The organism is Actinocatenispora thailandica (assembly GCF_016865425.1).
GTDB classification, from domain to species: Bacteria; Actinomycetota; Actinomycetes; order Mycobacteriales; family Micromonosporaceae; genus Actinocatenispora; species Actinocatenispora thailandica.
The window spans coordinates 6689380-6711814 of the sequence record NZ_AP023355.1 but is presented as its reverse complement, the minus strand read 5'-3'; the positions used below and the strand labels follow the sequence as shown (position 1 = coordinate 6711814).

Here is a 22435-nt window from a genome sequence, read left to right as displayed (position 1 = left end):
GTGCTGGTCGACATGCCGCTGGAGCGGCTCCGGGAGTACCGGCCGGAGCCCGCGGAACCCGCCGACTTCGACGCGTTCTGGAAGCAGACGCTCGACGGGGCCGGCCCGGGACCGGTGACCTTCGAGCCGTACGACGCCGGCCTGAACACGGTGCAGGTGCAGGACGTGACGTTCCCGGGATGGGGCGGGCAGCCGGTGAAGGCGTGGCTGCTGCTGCCCCGGCACCGGCGCGGGCCGCTCCCGGCGGTCGTGCAGTACATCGGGTACAACGGCGGCCGGGGCACCCCGTACGAGTGGCTGACCTGGACGGCGGCCGGCTACGCGCACCTGGTGATGGACAACCGGGGGCAGGGTGGTGGCGGCAAGACGACCGCCGACACGGCGGACGTCGCGCCGGACGGGCACGGGTCCTCGTCACCCGGCTTCCTCACCCGCGGCGTGGAGGATCCCGGCAAGCACTACTACCGGCGGCTGATCACCGACGCCGTCCGGGCGGTCGATGCCGCGAAGGCGTCCCCGGACGTGGCCGCCGACCGGATCGCGGTGCTCGGTGGCAGCCAGGGCGGCGGGCTGGCCCTGGCCGTCGCCGGGCTCCGGGACGACCTCGTCGCGGCGATCGCCGACGTACCGTTCCTCTGCCACTACCGGCGGGCCTCGCAGATCACCGACAGCGGGCCGTACGCGGAGATCGCGCGGTTCCTGAAGGGGCACCGGTTCGCCGCGGACGACGTGCTCGGCACCCTGGCCTACTTCGACGCGGTCAACTTCGCCGCGCGGGCGACCGCGCCGGCCTGGTTCTCGGTCGGGCTGATGGACAACATCTGCCCGCCGTCCACCGTGTTCGCCGCCTATCACCGGTACGCCGGGCCGAAGCAGATCGAGGTCTTCACCTACAACGGCCACGAGGGCGGCGCCGCGTACGACGTGCCGCGCAAGCTGGCCGCCCTGCACGACACCCTCGGCGTACCGGAGGCGGAGCAGTGATGCGCAGACGAGTGCTGGCCGCGGTGGTCGCGGCCGGATGCGCGCTGGCCTGGTCGACCCCGGCGTCCGCCGGCCGGCGAACCGAGGTCGCGGTGTCCGACTCGGCCGGGCTCGCCTCGGCGATGGCCGCGGCGACCGCCGGAACGACGATCGTGCTGGCCGACGGCGACTACACGATCGGCAAGCTGTCCGGCAAGGTCGGTACGGCGGACGCACCGGTCACGATCCGATCCGCGCACCCGGGGCAGGCCCGGATCACCGGCGGCCAGCTGGAGATCCAGGACTCGGCGTACGTGCTGGTGCGGGGGCTGGACTGGGCCAACGCGAACACGCTGAAGGTGCACGCGTCGCAGCACGTGCGGCTGACCGACAACCACTTCCGGCTGCACACCGCGTCCGGCACCCACTGGGTGCTGATCAACGGGGAGAACAGCGGGCACAACCGGATCGACCACAACACGTTCGAGCACAAGACGGTGCTGGGCAACTACGTCACCGTCTATGGTGGACAGTCGCAGATCTCGCAGTACGACCGGATCGACCACAACCTGTTCGCCGACGAGACACCGCAGACGGCGAACGGTGGCGAGGCGATCCGGCTCGGCGTCAGCAGCCTCTCGGAGTCGAGCGCCCACGCGACCATCGAGGACAACCTGTTCACCGACTGCGACGGCGACGCCGAGATCGTCTCGGTCAAGTCGAGCGACAACACCGTGCGCTACAACACGTTCCGGCGCTCGGCCGGGGTGCTGTCCGCCCGCCGCGGTGACCGGAACTCGTTCTACGGCAACGTGTTCCTCGGCGCCGGCAAGGCCGGCACCGGCGGCATCCGGCTGTACGGCGAGGACCAGCGGGTCTGGAACAACTACTTCGCCGGCCTGACCGGATCCGGCTTCACCGCGGCGGTGCAGATCGACGGCGGTTCGATCACCGCCGACTCCGACCACGGCGACCCGAGCCTGTGGGCCGAACACTGGCAGGTGGAGCGCGCCGTCGTCACGCACAACACGTTCGTCGACAACGTGTCCAACATCGAGACCGGCGCGAACTACACGTACCCGCCGGTGGACAGCGTGGTCGCGGACAACCTCGTCGTCGGCTCCACCGGCAAGCTCTACGACGAGGTGAAACAGCCGACCGGCCAGACCTACCTGGGCAACATCGCCTACCCGACCGGCTCGGCCACGGTCGGGTTGGAGCTGCCCGCCGACCAGATCCGGGTGGCCGATCCGAAGCTGGACCGTGCCGGCGAGATCGCGCACCTGACCGCCGACAGCCCCGCCGTCGACGCCGCGACCGGCTCCTTCCGGTACGTCACCGACGACGTGGACGGTCAGCCGCGCGACACCCAGCCGGATGTCGGCGCCGACGAACTGTCCACCGCGCCGGTACTGCGGCACCCGCTCACCGCGGCGGACGTCGGTACGTCCTGGTAGCCACCGGACCCGACCCGAGGCCTGTCAGCCGGGGCCGGGCCGGGCGGCGCACCCCGAAGGCCACCGGCCGTTCACCGATCCTTTCCCCGACGCGACCGCGTCACCCGGTACGGTGGCCCACCAGGCCGATCCAGCGCCGGCAGCCGGCCGGCGATGTTCGAAGCCGGCGGTCTCGTCGCGACCGCCGGCGGCGACCGGAAAGGAGCCGCGGTGCGGCAGTGGGCGGGCGGTGCGCTGCTGCTCGCCGCGGTACCGCTCGGGCTGCTGGAGGTGGCGGTCGCGCCCCTGGCGTGGCGGCACGTCGACCACGGGGTCCGGCAGCTGAGCCGGGCGCTGCCGCCGGCGATGCTGCCGGGCCTGCACCTGACCGGCGTCCGCGATCTCGCGGTCGGGGCCGCCGGCTACACCGCGCTGCTCGGCCTCGCGACGCTCGCGCTGCTGCCGGCTGCGGTCCTGGTGTGGCGCCAGTGGCGGCCGGCCCGGCTGCTCGCCCGGATCGTGGCCACCGTGCTCGCGGCGGGCCAGGTGGGCGCGATCGCCGTCGTCGCGGTCGCCCGGCACGGCGCCGTCGCGGCGGCCGCCGGACGGCGCGGGCTGCCCGGCCTGCGGCCCGAGCAGGCGCTGCGCATCCTGTTCCCCGGCTGGTACCTGCCGGCGGTGGCGGCCGTCGCCGCCGTGATCCTGGTGCTGCTGGCCGTCGCCACCCTGCTGCTGGCGCGCGCTCCGCGGCCGACCGGCGCCGCCGCCGGCCCGGCACGGCGGCACGGTCTCGTCGAGCCGCGGTAGTCGGATGGAACCGGAGCCGCCGTAACCGGTCGCGGCCGGAGCCGCGGTGGTGCGGTGAAACCGGAGCCGCCGCAACCGGGCGGAGTCGCGGTGGTGCGGTGGAACCGGAGCCGCGGCAGCCGGGCGGGACCGGGGTCCCGGTTCGGTCAGGAAGCCGGCGGGGCGGCGAAGTCCGCCGCGTGCCTGCGGGCGAACTCGGCGAACGTCGTCGGCTCGACCCCGAAGGCGCGGTGCGTGCTCAGCTCGACCACCGATTCGGGTGACCCGCGGCGGCCGGCGTAGATCTCGTCCAGCAGGTCGACGACCTCGGGTGGGAACCCCTCGGCGGCGTGCAGCGCCCGCTTGCGGTCGGCGGTCACCCGCTCGTACCGGTACCGTCGGCCGGTCGCCGCGCTGATCGACTCGGTGATCTCGGTCATCGTCAACGCCTCCGGCCCGGTCATCTGGTACGCCCGGCCCTCGATGCCGTCGGCCGCCATCATCGCCACCGCCACCGCGGCGATGTCCTGGATGTCCACCGGGGACAGCCGGCTCTCCCCGATCGGCATCACCAGCGCGGCCCGGGCCGCGTCGACACCGGTGAGCGCGCCCGGCAGGTACGTCTGCATGAACTGGCTGGGCCGCAGGTGGGTCCACGCGACGCCGGACTCCTCCAGGTACCGCTCGATCTCCAGGTGCCACCGGGTACCGCGGAACGCCTGCGGGTCGAAGGCGGTCCCGGACTCCTTGCCGCTGAGCTTGACGACGTGCCCGACACCGGCCGCCTTCGCCGCGTCGATGAACCGGCACTGGGTGTCGACCATGTCGCCGCGCGGCGACGAGATCATCAACACCCGGTCGACGCCGTCCAACGCGGCGCCGAGCGAGCCTGGCACCCGCATGTCGCCGGTGACCACCTCGATGCCGGGCAGCTCGCGCAGCGAGGCTCCCTTGACCGGATCCCGGACCAGTGCCCGGATCGGCACCCCCTGGCGGGCGAACTCGCGGGCGACGATCGAGCCGGCGACGCCGATGCCGCCTGTCATCAGTTGCATGGTGTCTCCTCGGTCGTGGCGAGGTGGGGTAGCCCGAATCGGGGGAACAGCAACGGATCGTGGATCATGTCGATCCGCGCGATGCCGTCCGGGCCGAGGGTGAGCAGCTGCAGCGCGTGTGCGCGCGGCACGCCGCCGTGGCCCCGCACGTACAGCCCGAACGCCGGCTGCCCGTTCGCCGTGGTCGGCAGCAGCCGCCGGCCGGGCCGGGTGAGGCGGCGGCGCAGGAAGGCGCCGACGTGCGCGCGGCCACGGAACCAGGTCGGGATCGGCGGCATCTCCAGCACGGCGTCCGCGGCGAGAACCCGGACCAGCCCGTCGATGTCCGCGTTCTCGAACGCCGTCGCGTACCGGTCGAGCAGGTCGCGGCGGGCCGGATCCGCCGGCTCGGGCAGGTCGTACCCGTCCGGCGCGGTACGGGCCAGCTGGGCGCGGGCCCGTTGCAGCGCGCTGTTGACCGCCGCGGTCGTGCTGTCCAGCAGGCCGGCGACCTCGTCGGCGTGGAACATCAGCACGTCCCGCAGGACCAGCACCGCGCGCTGCCGGCCAGGCAGGTGCTGCAACGCGGCGACGAACGCGAGCCGGGTGCTGTAGCGGGTCTCGGCGACCGTCGCCGGATCCAGCTCGGTCGCGGAAACCGGCTGCACCCAGGAAATCGTGCCGTTGCGGGGATCGATCGCCCCGGCCGGATCGGTGGCCGGCGCGCCCAGCCCGGACGGCAGCGCGCGACGGGCGCGGTTCTCCATCGCGCGTAGACACACCCGGGTGGCGATCCGGTACAGCCAGGTGCGCACCGACGAGCGCCCGCCGAACCCCTCGAAACCGCGCCAGGCCCGCAGGTACGTCTCCTGCACGGCATCGTCCGCGTCGTGCGGCGAGCCGAGCATCCGGTAGCAGTAGGCGAACAGCTCCCGCCGGTACCGCCCGGCAGCGTCCTCGAACGCGGTCACCGGCCGACCTGCGCGGTGTCGAACACCACCGTGTCCGCGACGATCCGGCCGGCCCGTACCGTCACGTGATCGACGGTGCGCAGCGTGCCGAACGGGCCGGTGTGCAGGTCGTGGCAGACCACCGCGCCCTGTTCGTCGCCGAACGCGGCCACCACGTCGGCTCCGGTCACCGTGGCGGCGAACTCGCCGATCGCCGCCGCCACCGCCGCGGCACCGGTCACCCGGGCCCCCGGACTCTCGTACACCACGTCGTCGTGCAGCAGCTCGGACACCGCGGCGAGGTCCCGCTTGCCGAGCGCCTCGACGAACGCCACCGCGACCGGCACCGCGGCACCGACCGGCCGGTACGCGCCGAGCAGCGTCGCCGGCCGCGCGTCCGGCCCGGCCGCCAACCGGCCGCCGAGATCGCGCTGAAACCGCCCGAACGCCTCGACGCCGGGTAACACCGGCGGGCCCGGCGTCGTCGCCAGGTGCACGAATTCCGCCCCGTCCAGCTGCACGACCGTGTAGTCCAACCCCGCCGGCCGGTCCCGCCACAACTGCGCGAACACGTCCTCGACCAGCCGCCGGTTCTCGATCGCGCTGTCCTCGTGCGTTCGGTACCGCACCACGACCGTCTCGTCCATCGCCCGCTCCCTGTCCCGTCGACACGTCCACCGAGGCAGATCCGCGGCGGGGCCGAAACTCATCGGCCCCGCGGTTCGGCGGCCCGCGTCGCGGTACGGCAGGCGGGGTGCGGCTCGGCAGGGTACGACCGGCCCGGCGGGTCGGAATCCGGGTCAGTGCGGGCGGACCAGGACGTCGACCGAGGGGAGGTCGCGGTGCGCGGCGTGCGCCTCGGCGATGCCGGCGAGTGCGTCCCGGCCGAGCGCCCGGTACGCGCCGACCAGCAGCGCGAGACCACGCTCGCGGTACTCGTCCGCGTCGACCCAGTGCAGCTCGCTGCCGACCGCGAGCGCGTACGCCGGCCGGCCGGCGGCGAGTTCCCGCTCGGCGTCGGCGATCAGGCCGGTCGCTTCCGGGCCGCCGGACTGCAGGATGCGCAGCCGCTGCTCGGACCGGTCCAGCCGGGGATCGCCGGTGCCGGGCGGCAGAGCCGGGAACAGTGCGACCGCGGTCGCCTGCCGCGGCGACTGCGCCCAGGTCGGGATGCCGTCGGCGGCCACCGCGTCCCGGTCGGCGGCGGCGAACCAGTCGAGCGCCGCGGACAACGGTCGCAGCGCGCGAGCCTCGGGCCCCTCCGGGCCGCAGTCGGTGGCCACCGCGTCGATCCGGTGCCGCAGCTGGACGAGCAGGGTGGCCGCGCCGTTGGTCCAGGTTTCCGCCGAGTCGCGGGCCCAGTTGAACACCACGAACGCGGGCAGCTGGGCGGGATCGTCGTACCACAGGCCGTAGTGCAGCCCGTCCGAGTCGCCGCTGCACACCGTGACGAACTCGGCCGGATCGCACCGGTACCGGCCGTGCAGCCGCTCGTCCAGCCCGTCGACGCCGACCAGCGACAGCCCGTCCGGCGCGAAGTACTCGGTGATGCCGAACGGGCCGATGCCGAGCTGGCGAAGCCCTGCCCGCTCGGCGTCGTCGGCGCTCTCCCAGAGGGCGGCGAACACCGCGAGGTGCCGGGGCACCCGCAGCCCGTACACCCGGCGGACCCGTTCCTCGACCGCCGGGAACCGGGAGCGGGCCTCCGCCAGCGCCCACGCCCGCCGCGTCTCGTCGCTCATCGCCGCATCGTAGGGCACCTCGGACAGCGCCCCGTTCGCCCTGTCACGCAACGAGTTCAGCGGCTATGGTCGCGGAATGACAGCCCGCAGGTCGGCGCGCGCCGAGCCGCGCAGCCCGGACCGCTGTCCTGACGGTGCTGCGGCCGTTGCGGTCGCGCCGGAGCATCTCGGACCGCTGTCCTGACGGTGCTGCGGCCGTGGCGATCGCGTCGGATGACGTCGGGCCGTTGCCGTGGTGCTCCGGCGATGGTGCCGGAGCACGTCGAGTCGCCGTCCTGACGGCGGTCAGACCGGCGGTGTGGTGGAGGAGCGGGTGACCAGTTCCGGCCGGATGAGCAGCGAGTGGCCGGGGCCGGTGGCCGGGCTCTCCAGCCGGGACCGCAGGTTGTCGAACGCGGTACTGGCCATGTCGGCCAGTGGCTGCCGCACGGTGGTGAGCGCCGGGTCGACCAGGTCGGCCAGCACGATGTCGTCGAACCCGACCACCGACACGTCGGTACCGACGCGCCGGCCGGCGTCGCGTGCGCCGGCGTAGACGCCGAGGGCGCACATGTCGTTGATGGCGACGATGCCGGTGGGCGGGTTGGCGCCGGTCAGGATCTCGCGTGCGGCGGCGCGGCCGAGCCCGGCGGCGTCCAGGTCGCCGAAGGTGTCCTCGTACGCCTCGGACCAGACGACGGCGTCGTCGGGGTCCAGGCCGGCGGCGACGAGCGCGGCGCGGAACCCGTCGTACCGTTCCTTGCGGTTGACGCTGCCGAGCGCGCCGGAGATGAAGCCGAGCCGGCGGTGCCCGAGCGACAGCAGGTGTTCGGTGGCGAGCTGGGCGCCGACCACGTTGTCGACGCTGATGTTGGTGAGCCCGGCCGGGTCGCCGGCCTGCGCGGTGCGGTCGAACGTGACGAGCTTCAGTCCGCGCTTGACCAGCGGCAGCACGTGCGTCAACGAGGGCAGCGAGGTGCACAGGATCACGCCGGTGACCCCGTCGTCCCACAGCTCTTCGAGGTAGCCGCGCTCCCGGTCGGGGTCGCGCTCGGAGTTGCACAGCAGGACGTGGTAGCCCTGGGTGAGCGCGGCGCCCTCGACGTGCCGGGCGAAGGCGCCCCAGAACGGGTTCGCGACCGACGGCACGACCAGGCCGATGACCTGCACCCGGCCGTTGCGCAGCTGCCGGGCGGCGCGGTTCGGCCGGTAACCGAGGCGCCGGATCGCCGCCTCCACCCGGGCCCGGGTTTCCGGCAGCATCCGGCCGGATCTGCCGTTGAGCAGGTTGGAGACGGTGCTGGGGGAGACGCCGGCCTCGCGGGCGACCTCGTAGATCGTCACGCCCATCGGCAGCCCCCGTCAGACCACTCGGTGCATCGGTTCATTCGCGCGCTCACCTTACCGTCTCGGTGCCACGCCGGTACAGCGCCGGGATCGACAAGGTGATCGCAGCACCGCTCGCGCCGGTTGACAGGAGTATTTCTCGACCTTAGCGTAAGTGTACCGGTGCACCAGTAAATCGATGCATCAAGATCATGCCGGGCCGGCGCCGCTCCGGTACCGCACAGTTGGAGGTCCCGCCAGCACGGTGTCGCCGCTGGCAGGGCCTCGCAGACCCCCGAGGACGGACCTCCATGACCTTCGACCTGACGGGTACCCGCGCGCTGGTCACCGGTGCCGGACACGGCATCGGCCGCGGCATCGCGTACGCCCTCGCCGACGCCGGCGCCGACGTGGTCGTGCACCACGGACACAGCGCCGAGGCGGCCGCCGAGACGGTCGCCGGCATCGAGCAGCGTGGCCGCAAGGCGCTCGCGCTCGCCGCCGACGTGACCGCCACCGATCAGGTGAGCGGGCTGGTCACCGAGGCGATCGAGTTCCTCGGCGGGCTGGACGTGCTGGTCTGCAACGCCGGCCACCTGGTCGGCCGGGCGACCGCCGAGACGATGACCGACGAGCACTTCGCCGCCACCATCGACGTCAACCTCACCGCCACCTTCCGGACCGTACGGGCGTCGATCGGTGCGCTGCGCGAGTCGGGACGCGGTCGGATCGTGACGATGGCCTCCCTCGCCGCGCACAACGGTGGTGGCGCCGGCTCGTCCGCGTACGCGGCGGCGAAGGCCGGCGTGATCGGCCTCACCCGCGGGCTGGCCAAGGAGCTCGCCGGCGACGGCATCACGGTCAACGCGCTCGCCCCCGGCTTCATCGCGAACACCGCGTTCCACGACACGTTCACCCCGGCCGACGCGCAGCAGGCGATGGTCGCCGGCATCCCGGTCGGCCGTGCCGGTACCACCGCCGACGTCGGCGCGACGGTCGTCTATCTCGCCGCCGCCGAGTCCGGCTTCGTCACCGGCAAGACGCTCGACATCGACGGCGGCGTCTGGCCCCGCTGACCCGCCCACCCTCGCCCGCCCGTCCGTCCCGCGCGTTGATCGTGGGGTTATCTGGATCGGCAAGCGCTTGCTTCGAAGACAATGATCAACAAGGCGGACGCCATGATCAACAAGGTAGAGACCATGATCAACCGGAGTTGAGCACCGTGGACGACGACCGAGTGGTACTGCCGGCCGAGCGCGGCGGCTGGTGGCACGCGTACGTGTGCCCCGTGCACGGCACCGAGCTGGCCCACGACACGCTGCTGACCGGCACGTTCCCCGCCGGCGGCGCCGCCTGCCGGTACGGCTGCCGGGTCGACACCGACGCCGTCCGCGGCGGCTGGGCGGCGCTGGCACACCAGGCCTGCGCGCGGCGGATCCGGCTGCTCGCGCACACCGCGCCGGACCGGGCGGTGCGGCTGCTCGGCGAGTACGCCCGGCGGTACGCCGAACTCGCCGTGGACCGCAACGCCGACGCGGCCAGCTGGATGCTCACCGGTCGGATGTTCCACCAGGCGCTCAGCGACGCGATCTGGGCGGTGAATCTCGGCCACGCCGCGTGGACGCTGGCCGGCCACCCGGGCATCGACGCCGCCGTACCGCTGCTGCGGTCGGTCGCCGACGCCGCCCGGCAGGCCCGCGCCGAACTCGTCGGGCAGGGCAGGTTCGACTCGAACTACACCGCCTGGCTCAACGCCGCCGGTGGCACCGCGGCCGGCGCGCTGGCCGCGATCGGCGCCGCCGAGCCGGATCCGGACTGGCTGACCGGCGAGCACGGCAACCTCGCGCACGCGCTCGCCGCCACCCGCGCGGACGGCTGGGAGTGGGAGGCGAGCACCTACTATCACGGCTTCGTGCTGCGGGCGTACCTGCTTTCGTTGCGGGGCACCGAGCCTGGCGCGTTGCCGGCGGCCGTCGGCGACCGGATCACCGCGATGATCGGCGCGCTCGCCGGCCTCGCCACCGACGACGGCCGGCTGCCCGCGCTGCACGACGGCCCGTACGTCCGGGATCTGACCGCGCTGGAGTGGCTGGAACTGTGCGCACTGGCCGACCGGTACACCGCCGGAGCGAGCCTGGACGCCGTCGCCGCCTGGTACCGCGTCGAGGCCGGCACCGCCCTCGACGGCCTCGCCGACCACCTCGGCGACTGGTTCACCGGGCCGCCCCGAGGCGCCCCGACCGGATCTTCGCCCGCGACCGATGCCGTCACCGCCGTTGCCGCCCCGTCTCCCGGCGCCGGCCGCGCCGCCACGTCGTCCCCCCGCGACTCCGGCACCGCTACCTCGGTCGCCGGCGGTACGGCCGGCGCCGGGTCACCGAACGGGGCCGGGTCGTCGCACGGCGCCGGGTCGTCGCACGGGGCCGGGTCGTCGCACGGGGCCGGGTCACCGAACGGGGCCGGGTCGTCGCACGGCGCCGGGTCGTCGCACGGCGGCCCGCACGGCGCCGACCCGGCGGTACGCCGGTGGCCGGATGCCGGGCTGGCCGTGCTGCGCGGCAACGGGATCCACGCGGTGCTCGATCACGGGCCGCACGGCGGCTCGCACGGGCACCACGACAAGCTGGCGCTCTACCTGTACGGCACCGGTGCCGCGTGGCAGCCCGACCCCGGCCAGGTCCCGTACGGGCATCCGCAGTGGCGGGCGCACTACGCCGGCGCCGACGCGCACCCGGTGCTCCGGGTCGGCGACGCGGTGCCCGCCGAGTGCACCGGCCGGCTGGTCGCCGCGACCCCGACATCGGTCACCGCCGAGGTCACCGACGCGTACCCGGGGTCCGGATCGTGCGGCACGTCGAACTGGCGGCCGGGTACCTGCTGGACGTGCTGACGGTGACCGCGGACGGCGAGCACGAGCTGCGGCTCGCGCTGCGCCCCGGGGTACCGGTGACCGCGCGGCAGCAGCCGGACGGCGCGCAGACGCACTGGTCCGGCGGCGCCGGGCTGCATGGTTGGCACCGGTGCCGCACCCCGATGAACCTCGTCGCGGCTCCCGGCCCCGGCACGGCCGACGATCCACAGCGGACGGTCACCCGCTACGACCTGGCCACCCGCGCGGCGCGCACCCGGTACGTCTCGGTGTACCAGGCGGGCGAGCCGACGGTGACCGGCGTGACGGTGACCGGGGACGGGATCCGGATCGACACCGACGGTACCTCGACACACCACGGGTGGTAGCGGATGTTGTTGCTGGACAACAGGAACGACGACCTGCGGGCGCGCCTCACCGGCAGCCACGCGGCGCGCTGGCGGCGGCTCGCCGACCAGTGCGACGGCTACCGCGGGCAGGCGCCGCCGGCCGAGCACCCGCGCGCCAGCATCACCTACTTCGGCCCAGCCGCGGCGAACCTCGCCCTCGCCTACACCCTGACCGGGCAGCCCGGCTACCTGGACGAGGCGTGGCGCTGGATCGGAACCGCGATCTCCTACCCGCACTGGGGTCGCGCGCACCTGCCGGATCACGACCTGGACGCCGGCTGGCTGCTGCACGGGCTGTCCCTCGGGTACGACTGGCTGCGCGACGCGCTGCCGCCCGACCGTGCGGAAGCGTTGCGCGCCAAACTGATCCTGCAGGGCGAGCGGCTGTACGAGTACGCCGTGGCGACCGAGGGCAGCTGGTGGTCCTCGTCGTACTGGCAGAACCACAACTGGATCTGCTACGCCGGCCTGGCCACCGCCGGGTACGCACTCGACCGTCCGGAGTGGACGGAGCGGGCGAAGCGGAACTTCGCCCGGGTGGTCGATCTGCTGCCCGCCGACGGTTCCGACTCCGAGGGTGTCGTCTACTGGCGCTACGGCGTGCCGTGGCTCGCCACCTACCTGGATCTGTTGCACCGCACCGAGAACATCGACTGGTGGCAGCGCTGCCGGTTCCTCGCCCACACGTTCGACTACCGGCTGCACCAGTCGGCACCCGGCTTCGAGCGCATCGTCGACCACGGCGACTGCCACGACCGGTGGAGCGGCCACAGCCTCGCCCTCTACTACACCCTCGCCTCCCGCTACCGGGACGGCCGCCCGCAGTGGCTCGCCGAGCACGTCGAACGCGACTCGTACTGGCGGGAGGCGTACGCCTCCGGGGTCAAGCCCGGCGTGCTGCCCGAGGCGTACGCGGAGCTGCTCGCCTACGATCCCACCGTCACGCCGGAGCCGCCCGGGGAGCCCGCCAGGTACTTTCCGGACCTGGGCCTGGTCGCGGCGCGCACCGGCTGGGAGCCGGACGCCACCCTGGTCAGCGTCAAGGCCGCACCCGGCGGCGGCAACACCGCCTGGGACACCTCGCACACGCTGCCGGGGGAGACGCTCAGCGCCGGCCACCACCACCCGGACGCCGGATCGTTCGTCTACCTGTCGCACGGCGCGTACCTGGTCGTGGAGGACGGGTACAACAACCGGAAGCGGGCCGAACACCACAACACCGTGCTGGTCGACGGGCACGGCTGGGCCGACGAGGACCGCTACCACGTCTACCAGGGCATCCCGTACCAGCGGCGGCCGACGATGCGCGACGTGCACGTCGGCGGCGGCTGGGCGCACGCCACCGCGTCGTCCGCCGCGATGTACGACCCGGCGCTCGGCGTGCGGCGGCTCGACCGCACCGTCGTGTTCACCCCGGCCGGCCGGCTGGTCGTCCTGGACGAACTGGCCGCCGACGAACCGCGGCAGTGGACGTTCCTGCTGCACAGCGACTGGCCGGCGGAGCCGCTCGGGCCCGGCCGGTACCGGCTGCGATCCGGGCCCGGGCAGGCCTGGGTGCGGCAGTGGGCGCCGGCCGGCAGCACCATCGAACAGGTCGACACCGTCATCGAGGCCAACCCGACCTCCAGCACGCCCGAGCTGCGCCTCACCCGCACGCTGCGTACGCTGCGGGTCACCACCCCGCCGGCCACCGCCGCCCGGCTGCTCACCGTGCTGGAACCCACCTCGGCGCTGACCCCGGAACCACCCCTGGTCACCCGGCTCGCCGGGCACCTTCGCCCCGACGATCCTGGTGCGCCGGACCGGCCCGGCGCCGGTGACGATCCCGGTGCGCAGGGCTGGCCGGACCAGGGTGGCGAGCCCGGTGCGCGGGCCCGGCTCGGCGCGGGTGGCGATCCCGGTGCGCCGGACCGGCCCGGCGCGGGTGGCGATCCCGGTGCGCCGGACCAGCCCGGCGCGGGTGGCGTGGGGGTCCGGTTCGGGCCCGAGACCGTGCTGCTGTTCCCCGGCGCCGACCGGCCAGCGGACCGGCCGGACACCGTCGTCGCGGTGCTGACCGGGGCAGACGGCGCGCCGGTACGGATTCCGGCCGACCGGGCACCGGCGGCGGCCCGACCATGAGCATCGGCGGTACCGTGCACGGCACGGCGGTCCACACCGCCCGGACGAGCGGTGGCAGGGGAGGCGCGATGGCGACCGCGCAGCGCGCCCCGCGGCGCTGGTCCACCGGCCTGCTGCGGGCCCTGGAGTACGTCGCCTACCCGGCCGCGGCCGGCGCCGCCGGCACCATCCTCAGCCTCGGCGTCATCACCTGGCTGCCCGCCCTCGCGGCCACCGCGTACGGGCTGCAGGCGTGGCGCCGGGACGGTACGACCCGGGTGTTCGGCGAGGTGTTCCGCGGCTGGCGGCGGTACCGGCGGGTACTGCTGCCGCACAGCGCGCTCGGCACCGTGGCGGCGCTGCTGCTCGCCGCGAACCTCTGGTTCCTGTCCGGCCGTACCGGCCTCGCCGCGTTCGCGTTGTTCGCCGGCCAGGTGGGCATCGCGGTGCTCGCCGTGCTGTACCACCTGGCGCTCGCGGTCTGCGCCGGCCGCCGCCCGAACGACGGCGCAGCCGCGTGGCGCCGCGCCGCCGCCGTGCTGGCGTTCGCCCGGCCCAGCCGCGGCCTCGGCCTGCTCGCCACCGCCGTCGCCGCCACCATCCTCACCGTGGTCGTCCCGGTCGGGCCGCTGCTGTTCGGCGCCAGCGTGCCGCTGCTGTACGGGCTGTACCTCGCCGACCACGACGACCCGGACCCGGCGGCGGACGATCGACCCGCGCCGCGTGCGGCCGCCCCGGCGCCCGCCGATCCGGCCCGGCGCCGCGGCGAGACGGTGCATCCCGATCCGCCCGCGGGACGCCGGTCCGCCGCGCCCGCCGATCCCGCCCGGCGCCGCGGCGAGACGGTGCATCCCGATCCGCCCGCGGGACGCCGGTCCGCCGCGCCCGCCGATCCCGCCCGGCGCGGCACGCGGCGCGGTACCCGGTGAGCCGGCCGCGCGGGGCGCTGGTGATGAGCCGACGCACGTACGAGTGGCTGCTGACACCGGCGCGCGCGGCCCGGCTGGCCGAACTGCTGGAGCTGCCCGCCGAGCCGGTCACCGACCTCGCCGCGCCGCCCGCCCGCGCCGCTCTCGCTGCCGCCGAGGTGCTCGTCACCGGCTGGCGCGGTCCGTCCCTGCCGGTCGAGCTGCCGAACCTGCGGGCGGTGTTCCACACCGCAGGCACCGTGCGCACCCTGATCCCGGACGAGCTGTTCGACCGGGGGGTCCGGGTGGTCACCGCCGCCGACGCTGGCGCGGTCCCGGTCGCCGAGTACGCGCTGGCCGCGATCCTGTGGGCGAACAAGCAGGTGCTCCGCTCCGCCCGGTGGTACGCGCGGCGGCGGTCGCTGGCCGCCCGGGACGACGTGCCCGCCGCCGGCAACCTGGGCAAGCGCGTCGGTCTGGTCGGCGCCTCCCGGGTCGGCCGACGGGTGGCCCGGCTGCTCGCGCCGTTCGACGTCGACGTGCACGTCGCCGACCCGTACCTCACCGAGCCGGACGCGCGGGACCTCGGCGTCACCGTACGGGAACTCGACGACCTGCTCGCCGACTGCGACGTGGTGTCGCTGCACGCGCCGGCCACCCCGGCGACCCGGCAGCTGTTCGACGCGCGCCGGCTCGCGCTGCTGCCCGACGGCGCGACGCTGATCAACACCGCCCGCGGGGCGCTGATCGACCACGACGCGCTGCTCGCCGAGCTGCGTACCGGCCGGATCGACGCGATCCTCGACGTCACCGACCCGGAACCGCTGCCGCCCGACTCGCCGTACTGGACGCTGCCGAACGTGCTGCTCACCCCGCACCACGCCGGCGCGTACAACCCGGTCGAGGCGGGACGGCAGCTCGACCTGGTGCTCGACGAGCTGGCCCGCTACCTGCGCGGCGAGCCGCTGCGACACGAACTGCGCCCCGCCGACCGCGCCCGGATGGCGTGAGCCGCCCCGCACCGGCCCCGGGGTGTGAGCCGCGCCGCACGACCGGGCCTCGGAGGGCGAGACCTACGGCCGTCGATCGGCTCCCGGACGGTGTGCGCTGCGCCCCGTCGGCCGGGTCCCGGATGGCGTGCGCTGCGGCCCGTCGATCGGCTCCAGGACGGCGAGAGGTGGCGGCCCGTCGATCGGTCTCGACTGGCGTCAGCTGCGGCCCCGCCGGCCGGGATGGCGTGTGCTGCGGCCCGTCGGCCGGGACCGCACGGCTCGGGCTGGAATCGGATGGTCGACCCGGATCCGACGATCTGGGCCGGTCGTCCCAACCGGGCCGATACATGACCGGAAGTGGCGGAGCACGCACTATTTGGAGAATGGCGATACCGGGGTTCCGCCGGGACCGTGTGTGCCGGCACGATGACGTAGTCGACACCATCCCCCCGGTGCTCGAACTCGACACCGCCCCGCTCGGCCCCCGCCGGCGGGGCGGTGTCATGTCCGACGTCGGTCCGGCTCGACAGCCCGCCGGCAGTCGCCGTCGGCGCGGGCCGTTCGGCGACGGCGTCGATGCGCGCCGCCGCAGCCGGCCGGCTTTCGACGGTGTGCCGGTGGTCGCCGGCCAGTCGCCGGTCGGCCTCGACGGCGCGCGGTTCGATCACGGGGTGCCACCGTCGACGGTGCGGCGTCCGGCCGTGCGTCGGCGGGTCAGTCGCCTTCGACGATGACGACGTCGCAGTCGATGTGGTCGGTGCGCAGCGGCCGAATCTCCGCGTACGCCGGCGAGTCGTACCAGCCGCGGGCGCGTTCGACGTCCGGGAACCGGATCACCACCGCATCGCCCGGCCAGCTGCCCTCCCGTACCTCCAGGGCGCCGCCGTGCACGAGGAACGTGCCGTCGAACGGATCGAGCGTGCCCTGCACGAGCTCCAGGTACCGCCCGACCTCCGGCGGCAGCGGGTCCGGTGGACGGAGCTGCGCGATCACGTACCCAGCCATGGTTCGACTCCTGTCCCGGGCCGCCCCGCAACGCCGTCCCGGGACCGCCCGTACTGGAAGCAATGAGACAGTGGCCACGCTAGACCTCATGATCGTCTTCGGCCGGCGAACTGTCCGAAACAAGCAGGGACCTCCACCGACCGGGCCCCATCCGGTCCACCGACACGCGGCGACGGCCCGGACGGCGGCGTTCGGCTGGCGCGTACGACCCGGCTCGGCACGGTCGTGCCACCTGCCGTTCCCCGGGCTGCGGCGGGCCGCATGGCCGCCGGCCACACCGCCCCACAGGGCGCCGGAGGGCCGTGTTAGAGTTACGGCCGGTTTCACCGCCTGCGCCCGTAGCTCAACGGATAGAGCATCTGACTACGGATCAGAAGGTTGGGGGTTCGAATCCCTCCGGGCGCACCCTGTTTTCGTGTTCGTAAAGGCCCTGACCAGGGCCTTTACTTTTTTGCGAGCAACCCTCATGTTCGATGGTTATCGATTCAGTGCCCGAGCGGTGCCCGAGGTAGGTCGAACCCAAGATCATATCCCACGATGTGGAATTACCCTCTGTAGCTGACAGTCGATCGCCGTATGTAACGACTGGCGGGTTGTGCGAGGTCGAGGCCGGGCAGCTCCTGGCGGGCCTGGGCCGGGCTGCCCCGCCGTTCGCGGCGCTCTTCGGCTCGGCTTCAACGCCTGGCAGCGCCGATTGCTGGTTTGCCACAGGCGCCCGAGCCGATTCGGCGCACGGGAGGCGGAGAGATCCGGCGCGGAACGGCATCGTCCTAGAGGCGACGCTGGCTGACCGATGACCCTGTCGTGCGTCGCCGGGACCTCCCGGCCGTTTGCCCTCAAGGGATAGGGGTACGACCGGTCTTAAGGCCGGGGCGATGTGGGCCGCCGTCTTGGCGGCGAGTACCAAGGCGCACCTGCGCGGGGAGGCGATGATCGCCATGGCGGACAAGGAAAGGACCCAAGCGGCGTTCGATAGCTTCGTCCAGTTGTGGACGACGGGTACCACCGGAGGACGCCGCGCTCCGGTGCTGCGCCGGCCGGATGAGGAGGGCTTGGAGTACGAGGATGTCTTCTTTCCCTCGATGGACGGGGTTGCGTTGGAGGGCTGGTTCATCCCGGCGGATTCGGACAGGCTGGTCATCCACAACCACTTCCTGCCCGGCAACCGATACGGCTACCCGGGTCACCTGCGTGAGTTCGGCGGGCTCGGCGGGTTCGAGGTCAGTTTTCTGCCCGAGTACAGGGCGCTGCACGACGCCGGCTACAACATTCTCTGCTACGACATCCGCAACCACGGGATGAGCGGCCAGGGCAACGGCGGTATCGCCGGCATCGGCCTGCTGGAGTACCGAGACGTCATAGGCTCCCTGCGCTACGCCCGTTCGCGCGAGGACACCAAGGACATGCGCAAGGTCCTGTTGTCGGTTTGTCTGGGAGCCGACTCCACTGCCGTCGCCTGGGGCAAGCATCCAAAGGAGTTCGGTGAGATTCAGGCCATGGTCATGCTCCAGCCGGTCTCGGCCCGACCCGTCGTCGAGGAATTCGTCAAGGGCATTGGCATGGACGACGGATTCGAGAAGTTCGACAGGGCGGTGCACGAGCGGACCGGTTTTCACCTCGACGAGCAGTCCCCGATCGAGCACGTCAAGGCGGTCACGGTTCCGACGCTGGTTGCCCAGGTCCACCGCGACACGATGACCCGCCCTGAGGACGTCCAGTCGATCTACGACGCCTTGCCGGTTGAAGACAAGCAGCTGTACTGGATCGAGGGTACCGACCGTCGATTCGACGGGTACAACTTCTTCGGCCTGCACCCCGACATCCCGATCGAGTGGTTCAACAAGCACCTCGCCTAGCTCGAGCCTGTGAGAAGAGTCCGCCAGAGGGCTGGGACAGACCTCTGGCGGACTTCCGTTGCCATGTGGAGCGCAGCCCAGGCATTGAGCCGGTCGTCGGAGAACGCGGCGCGGGTACCGGTGCTGATTTCGGTCACCCGGCGTCTGCGGCAAGGGTGTGAAGCTGGACATGAGCAGCTGACTGCATCTCACGGCCGCCGAGTCCGCCAGCATCGTGAGACCGCCGGTGGTGTGGGTCAGGTCGTGGGCTTGTCGATGGGTCGCCGCCAGACGAGCATCGCCACCACTGCGGCGAGGATGACCGCGGTCGAGGCGAACGGCAATGGAATCAAGGGGTCGATCAGCACCAGCAGCCCGGCCAGCGGCACGAGGGCATTGATGAGGTGATCGGCGTGGGGGCGGAGCGCCAGCGCCCAGATGCCCAGGACGAACACAGTGATCGGGATCGTGTAGGCGAAGGCTGCCCAGGGTGAACGCAACTGGCTGTGCCCGGTGAGGAGGTCGATCTCCACCTCGATGCCGGCCGACAACGCCCCGGCGGCGGCGAAGATGAAGTAGTGCCCGTAGCCGTAGGCCAGGGAGCGGGAGAAGCTGCTGATGGCGTGGTGGTGGGGTGGCCAGAAGTAGATCCACCACAGTGCGGCGGTGGCGATCAGCGCGAGGGCGGCGATGGCAACGAGGGATCCGAGTTCGCCGATGTCGTGGACGGCCTCGATGATCGCGTTGGCAGAGCCGAGGAGGCTCTCACCGAGGACGATCAAGGTGAACAGTCCGTAGCGTTCGGTGATGTGGTGCGGGTGCCACGGCGTGGAACCGGTGCGCTCGGCCACGACAGGTACGGCCAACTCCGCGGCCACCAGTACCACCAACGCGGCTGCGAACCATCCGGGAGGCAGGAGCAGGGCGGCGAGCCACAGGGCCTGGACCAGCGATACCCCGGCCGCGTAGATCAGGGTGGCCCGCCGCGATGGTCCTGCCGAGCGGGAGGCGCGCAGCCACTGGGTTACCAGCGCCAGACGCATGACCACGTAGGCGAGGACGAGCACCGTGTAGTTGTGGTCTGTGAACGCGGGGCCGATGCCGGAGGCGAGGACGAGCACGCCGCCCATCTGCACGATGGTCAGCACGCGGTAGAGCCAGTCGTCGGTGTCGAAGGAGGTGGCGAACCAGGTGAAGTTCATCCATGCCCACCAGATCCCGAAGAACACGATCGCGTAGTTGACGATCCCGTCGCGCACCTGGCCGTCGGTGAGCGCATGGTGCAGCTGCTGCGCGGCGATGCTCACGGCGACGACGAAGACCAGGTCGAAGAACAGCTCCAGCGTCGAGGCCGTGCGGCCCTTCTCGTGCGGGTCGCGCGGTCGCATGGGAACAAGCCGGAATCGGGGTTCGGGCGGCATCGCTCGATCTCCTCTGCAGCCAGGTGTCCCGGAGCTCTATGGAGCCACTCCGGGACACCCGGCATAGGCGGCAGTCAGTCCTCGGGGATGACCTCCAGGGTGTTGCGACGCACCGGCTCGGTGGACATGGTCACCGCGTACTGGCTGTTCGCGTACTTCTGGCGGTATGAGGCATCGACGGCCTTGTTGGTTTCCTCGTCGTCAGTGGCGACGGGAACGAACCGTACGTTCTTCTCCACGCCGCCCGCGGCGATCCTGCCGTGGCCGGTCTTCAAAGCCGGCCCGTACCACTTGCCCTGCGTCCCGTTGTAGGAGCGGATGAAGATCCGATCCCCGACGGGCACCGACCAGATGTTGACGGTTTTTGGTGTCGTGCCGTCGGGAAGTGTCACCCCGACGGTGAAATACGTTTCGGCGTTGATGCGGTCCAGCTCGTTGGGCGTCCAAGCACTCATCGGCCGCGCTCCTTTCGAGTCGAGGTGGTCTGCCGGCCTCGCTACGGCTGGTGCGAGACGTTACTGGCTGATCAGAGGTGAGAGGTGAAGAACGGTCCGAGTTCGCCGACGGCCTCGGCGACCTCTTTCTTGCCGTCGTACAGCGACATGTGGTTGGCACCCTCGACGACATGGAACGACTTGTTCCTGCTCGCGGCCCGCTTGTAGAGGTCATCGCTCATCCACTTGGACCCGGCCGCGCTGCCCGCGATCAGCAGCAGTGGCTGGGTCAGAAACGCCTCGGCCTTGTGGAAGGCGTCGTAGGTGATGATCTGGCTCAGGCTGCGCGTCGTCATGAACCCTGGAGCGTTGGGGTGCTCGCAGCGCGGTGTGTGGTAGTACTCCCACGCTTGACGCAGTTCCTCGTTCGGGGCGTCCTGCTCGTGCAGCGGGGCCAGCGGGAACGCATTCTCTTTACCCGCGGCGTCGGTGGTACGGGCCTGCGCACCCATGGCCAGCACAGGCGCGGCGTCTGCGTCCTTGACGTCGTCGGCCCAGCCGTTGCGGAACATCTGCCCGATATTGACCATGCTGACCGTGCCTACCGCCTTGATTCGCGGATCGTTGATTGCGGCGTTTGCGGTGTAGCCGGCCCCCGCGCAGATGCCCATCGCGCCTATCCGCTCATTGTCGACGTAGTCGAGCGTGGTCAGGTAGTCGACCACAGCGCTGACGTCCTCGGTGCGGATGTGCGGGTTCTCCAGCTGCCTCGGTGTCCCCGAGCTGGCGCCCTGGAACGAGGCGTCGTAGGCGACGGTGACGAATCCGGACTCGGCCAGCCTCCTGGCGTACAGGCCGGCGGTCTGTTCCTTCACCCCACCGCCTGGATGGGAGACGACGATCGCCGGATACGTCTGAGACTCCTGGAACTCCGGCGGGAAGTTGATCACGGCGGACAGGGTGGTGCCGTAGCCGTTGAACGTTTTGATGTCGATGCTGTCGCCCATTGTTTTCTCCTTGGATGCGACGCAGACTCGGTATGCGTCCGGCCCGCCTGCTACGGGCCCACCTGCGTCGAACACCATCGTGGGCCCAGACCGGCAACGGCGGAAGGTTCCAGTGGAACCCCCCGGCCGCGGCCTTCGGGGTTCTGGCGGAACCTGGCACGCGGTGTGAAGCGCCAATAGCGTTGACGGCATGACGGCGAAGAACGAGAGCGCGCGGGAGTTTTTGGCCACGCGCCGCGCGAAGATCACCCCCGAGATGGCCGGGCTGCCCAGAGGTGCCGGCCCTCGGCGAGTGCCCGGCCTGCGCCGGGAGGAGGTCGCCATGCTCTCCGGCGTCTCCGTCGACTACTACACGCGAATCGAGAAAGGTGACCTGACCGGAGTCTCCGACGAGATCCTCGACGCTGTCGCCCGAGCCCTGCAGCTCAACGACGACGAGACCGGCTACCTCTACGACCTCGCCCGCATCGCGCGCCGGCCTACCCGGGCCCGCAGACAAGCGAAGCCGACAACAGCGGTGCCGCAACAGGTCCAGCTGCTCATCGACTCCATGAGCGCCACGCCAGTAGTCGCGCACAACAGGTGGCTGGACGTTCTGGCCGCCAACGCACTCGGCCGGGCACTGTTCGACCTCGTCTACGACAGCCCCACCCGCCGCTCACACACAGCACCACCGAACCTGGCCTTGTTCGTCTTCCTCGACCCGGCCGCCGAGGACTTCTACGCCGACCTCGATGCCGCCGCAACCGTGTGCGTGCGGACCCTACGCGCTCAGGCCGCCGAGACTCCCCACGACAAGCGCCTCACCCAGCTGATCGGTGAGCTATCCACCCGCAGCGAAGACTTCCGCGCCCGCTGGGCCGCCCACAACGTCGGCAAGCACCGAACCGGTCACAAAACCATCCGCCACAGAGAAGTCGGAGAGCTCCACCTGGGCTTCGAGGAGCTCACCCTCGACTCGACCCCGTCAATCGTTCTGTCCACGTACATCGCCGAACCCGCCTCCCCGACTGCTGAGCGCCTGCAGCTCTTGGCTGCCTGGGCAGCGACATCCGCAGTCGCGGAGCACTGACGATCGAAGCAGTATCCCGGCTGCCAGGTCGCGACACCGTATGCGTCTGGACGGTCCTCGTTTGAGGTCCTCATCGCCATGTCGCAGTCGCCCACCCTACGGGTCTGTCAAACGTCTTACAGTCCCTCAAACCCAGCCTGGGTTATCGTGCACGCCGGCCACCAGCCGTCAGCAGCGGCCATCGGGT

Annotated in this window: 20 protein-coding genes and 1 tRNA gene; 12 read left to right on the top strand and 9 right to left on the bottom strand. The window is 72.2% G+C overall.

The genetic code is table 11. The annotated features are described in order from the left end of the window. Positions 1-12 precede the first annotated feature (12 nt). The 3 genes from Athai_RS30275 to Athai_RS30265 all read left to right on the top strand — a co-directional run bounded on the left by Athai_RS30275 (position 13) and on the right by Athai_RS30265 (position 3206). Positions 13-984: an acetylxylan esterase gene (locus Athai_RS30275; RefSeq protein ID WP_203966458.1), complete on the top strand. Its 972-nt coding sequence runs from the start codon at positions 13-15 to the stop codon at positions 982-984. Beyond that, the gene (locus Athai_RS30270; RefSeq protein ID WP_203964640.1) at positions 984-2420 is read left to right on the top strand and encodes a polysaccharide lyase 6 family protein; all 1437 of its coding nucleotides are present in this window, start codon (positions 984-986) and stop codon (positions 2418-2420) included. The genes Athai_RS30275 and Athai_RS30270 overlap by 1 nt, the downstream gene beginning before the upstream one ends. Before the next feature lie 210 nt (positions 2421-2630). Then, positions 2631-3206, top strand: a complete 576-nt coding sequence (locus tag Athai_RS30265) for a hypothetical protein (protein WP_203964639.1) — start codon at positions 2631-2633, stop codon at positions 3204-3206. Positions 3207-3352: 146 nt separating this feature from the next. Here the strand turns inward: Athai_RS30265 and Athai_RS30260 are convergent, their stop codons facing one another. The 5 genes from Athai_RS30260 to Athai_RS30240 all read right to left on the bottom strand — a co-directional run bounded on the left by Athai_RS30260 (position 3353) and on the right by Athai_RS30240 (position 8240). Then, complete coding sequence (locus tag Athai_RS30260) at positions 3353-4240, bottom strand: NmrA family NAD(P)-binding protein (RefSeq protein ID WP_239157266.1); 888 nt, start codon at positions 4238-4240, stop codon at positions 3353-3355. Next, a complete protein-coding gene (locus Athai_RS30255; RefSeq protein ID WP_239157265.1) occupies positions 4231-5190 on the bottom strand; it encodes a sigma-70 family RNA polymerase sigma factor in 960 nt (319 codons plus the stop codon). The genes Athai_RS30260 and Athai_RS30255 overlap by 10 nt, the downstream gene beginning before the upstream one ends. Then, the gene (locus Athai_RS30250; protein ID WP_203964637.1) at positions 5187-5816 is read right to left on the bottom strand and encodes a nuclear transport factor 2 family protein; all 630 of its coding nucleotides are present in this window, start codon (positions 5814-5816) and stop codon (positions 5187-5189) included. The genes Athai_RS30255 and Athai_RS30250 overlap by 4 nt, the downstream gene beginning before the upstream one ends. Positions 5817-5969: 153 nt before the next feature. Beyond that, positions 5970-6911 carry an ADP-ribosylation family protein gene (locus Athai_RS30245; protein WP_203964636.1) on the bottom strand — a complete coding sequence of 314 codons (942 nt, stop codon included), beginning with the start codon at positions 6909-6911 and terminating at the stop codon, positions 5970-5972. Positions 6912-7196: 285 nt separating this feature from the next. Next, entirely contained in the window at positions 7197-8240 is a 1044-nt protein-coding gene (locus tag Athai_RS30240) for a LacI family DNA-binding transcriptional regulator (RefSeq protein ID WP_203964635.1), read from the bottom strand. A gap of 287 nt (positions 8241-8527) precedes the next feature. On the opposite strand from Athai_RS30240, the gene Athai_RS30235 reads away from it, so the two are divergent. The 6 genes from Athai_RS30235 to Athai_RS30210 all read left to right on the top strand — a co-directional run bounded on the left by Athai_RS30235 (position 8528) and on the right by Athai_RS30210 (position 15492). After that, positions 8528-9292 (top strand): SDR family NAD(P)-dependent oxidoreductase, encoded by a 765-nt coding sequence (locus tag Athai_RS30235; RefSeq protein ID WP_203964634.1) that lies wholly within the window; start codon positions 8528-8530, stop codon positions 9290-9292. A 146-nt stretch (positions 9293-9438) separates the two neighbouring features. Then, positions 9439-11106: a heparinase II/III domain-containing protein gene (locus tag Athai_RS30230; protein WP_203964633.1), complete on the top strand. Its 1668-nt coding sequence runs from the start codon at positions 9439-9441 to the stop codon at positions 11104-11106. Further along, entirely contained in the window at positions 11061-11453 is a 393-nt protein-coding gene (locus Athai_RS30225) for a hypothetical protein (protein WP_203964632.1), read from the top strand. Before Athai_RS30230 ends, Athai_RS30225 begins: the two co-directional genes overlap by 46 nt. Before the next feature lie 3 nt (positions 11454-11456). After that, positions 11457-13595 (top strand): heparinase II/III domain-containing protein, encoded by a 2139-nt coding sequence (locus tag Athai_RS30220; protein ID WP_239157264.1) that lies wholly within the window; start codon positions 11457-11459, stop codon positions 13593-13595. 68 nt (positions 13596-13663) lie between these two features. Beyond that, a complete protein-coding gene (locus Athai_RS30215; RefSeq protein WP_203964631.1) occupies positions 13664-14503 on the top strand; it encodes a YesL family protein in 840 nt (279 codons plus the stop codon). Between the two features lie 23 nt (positions 14504-14526). Further along, positions 14527-15492 carry a hydroxyacid dehydrogenase gene (locus tag Athai_RS30210; RefSeq protein WP_203964630.1) on the top strand — a complete coding sequence of 322 codons (966 nt, stop codon included), beginning with the start codon at positions 14527-14529 and terminating at the stop codon, positions 15490-15492. Positions 15493-16188: 696 nt separating this feature from the next. On the opposite strand, the gene Athai_RS30205 is transcribed toward Athai_RS30210, so the two are convergent. Next, on the bottom strand, positions 16189-16479 hold the full coding sequence (locus Athai_RS30205) for a DUF1330 domain-containing protein (protein WP_203964629.1): 291 nt from the start codon (positions 16477-16479) through the stop codon (positions 16189-16191). 332 nt (positions 16480-16811) lie between these two features. On the opposite strand from Athai_RS30205, the gene Athai_RS30200 reads away from it, so the two are divergent. Both Athai_RS30200 and Athai_RS30195 read left to right on the top strand, forming a co-directional pair. Beyond that, a tRNA-Arg gene (locus Athai_RS30200) sits at positions 16812-16884 on the top strand. Positions 16885-17354: 470 nt separating this feature from the next. Then, complete coding sequence (locus tag Athai_RS30195) at positions 17355-18335, top strand: alpha/beta hydrolase family protein (protein ID WP_203964628.1); 981 nt, start codon at positions 17355-17357, stop codon at positions 18333-18335. A gap of 236 nt (positions 18336-18571) precedes the next feature. Here Athai_RS30195 and Athai_RS30190 read toward each other — a convergent pair whose 3' ends face one another. The 3 genes from Athai_RS30190 to Athai_RS30180 form a co-directional block, all read right to left on the bottom strand. Next, entirely contained in the window at positions 18572-19735 is a 1164-nt protein-coding gene (locus tag Athai_RS30190) for a low temperature requirement protein A (protein WP_203964627.1), read from the bottom strand. A gap of 74 nt (positions 19736-19809) precedes the next feature. Continuing rightward, a complete protein-coding gene (locus tag Athai_RS30185; RefSeq protein ID WP_203964626.1) occupies positions 19810-20190 on the bottom strand; it encodes a DUF2255 family protein in 381 nt (126 codons plus the stop codon). A 71-nt stretch (positions 20191-20261) separates the two neighbouring features. After that, positions 20262-21254, bottom strand: a complete 993-nt coding sequence (locus Athai_RS30180) for an alpha/beta hydrolase (protein WP_476692254.1) — start codon at positions 21252-21254, stop codon at positions 20262-20264. A gap of 112 nt (positions 21255-21366) precedes the next feature. On the opposite strand from Athai_RS30180, the gene Athai_RS30175 reads away from it, so the two are divergent. Further along, positions 21367-22248 (top strand): helix-turn-helix domain-containing protein, encoded by an 882-nt coding sequence (locus Athai_RS30175; protein ID WP_203964624.1) that lies wholly within the window; start codon positions 21367-21369, stop codon positions 22246-22248. Positions 22249-22435: the final 187 nt, after the last annotated feature.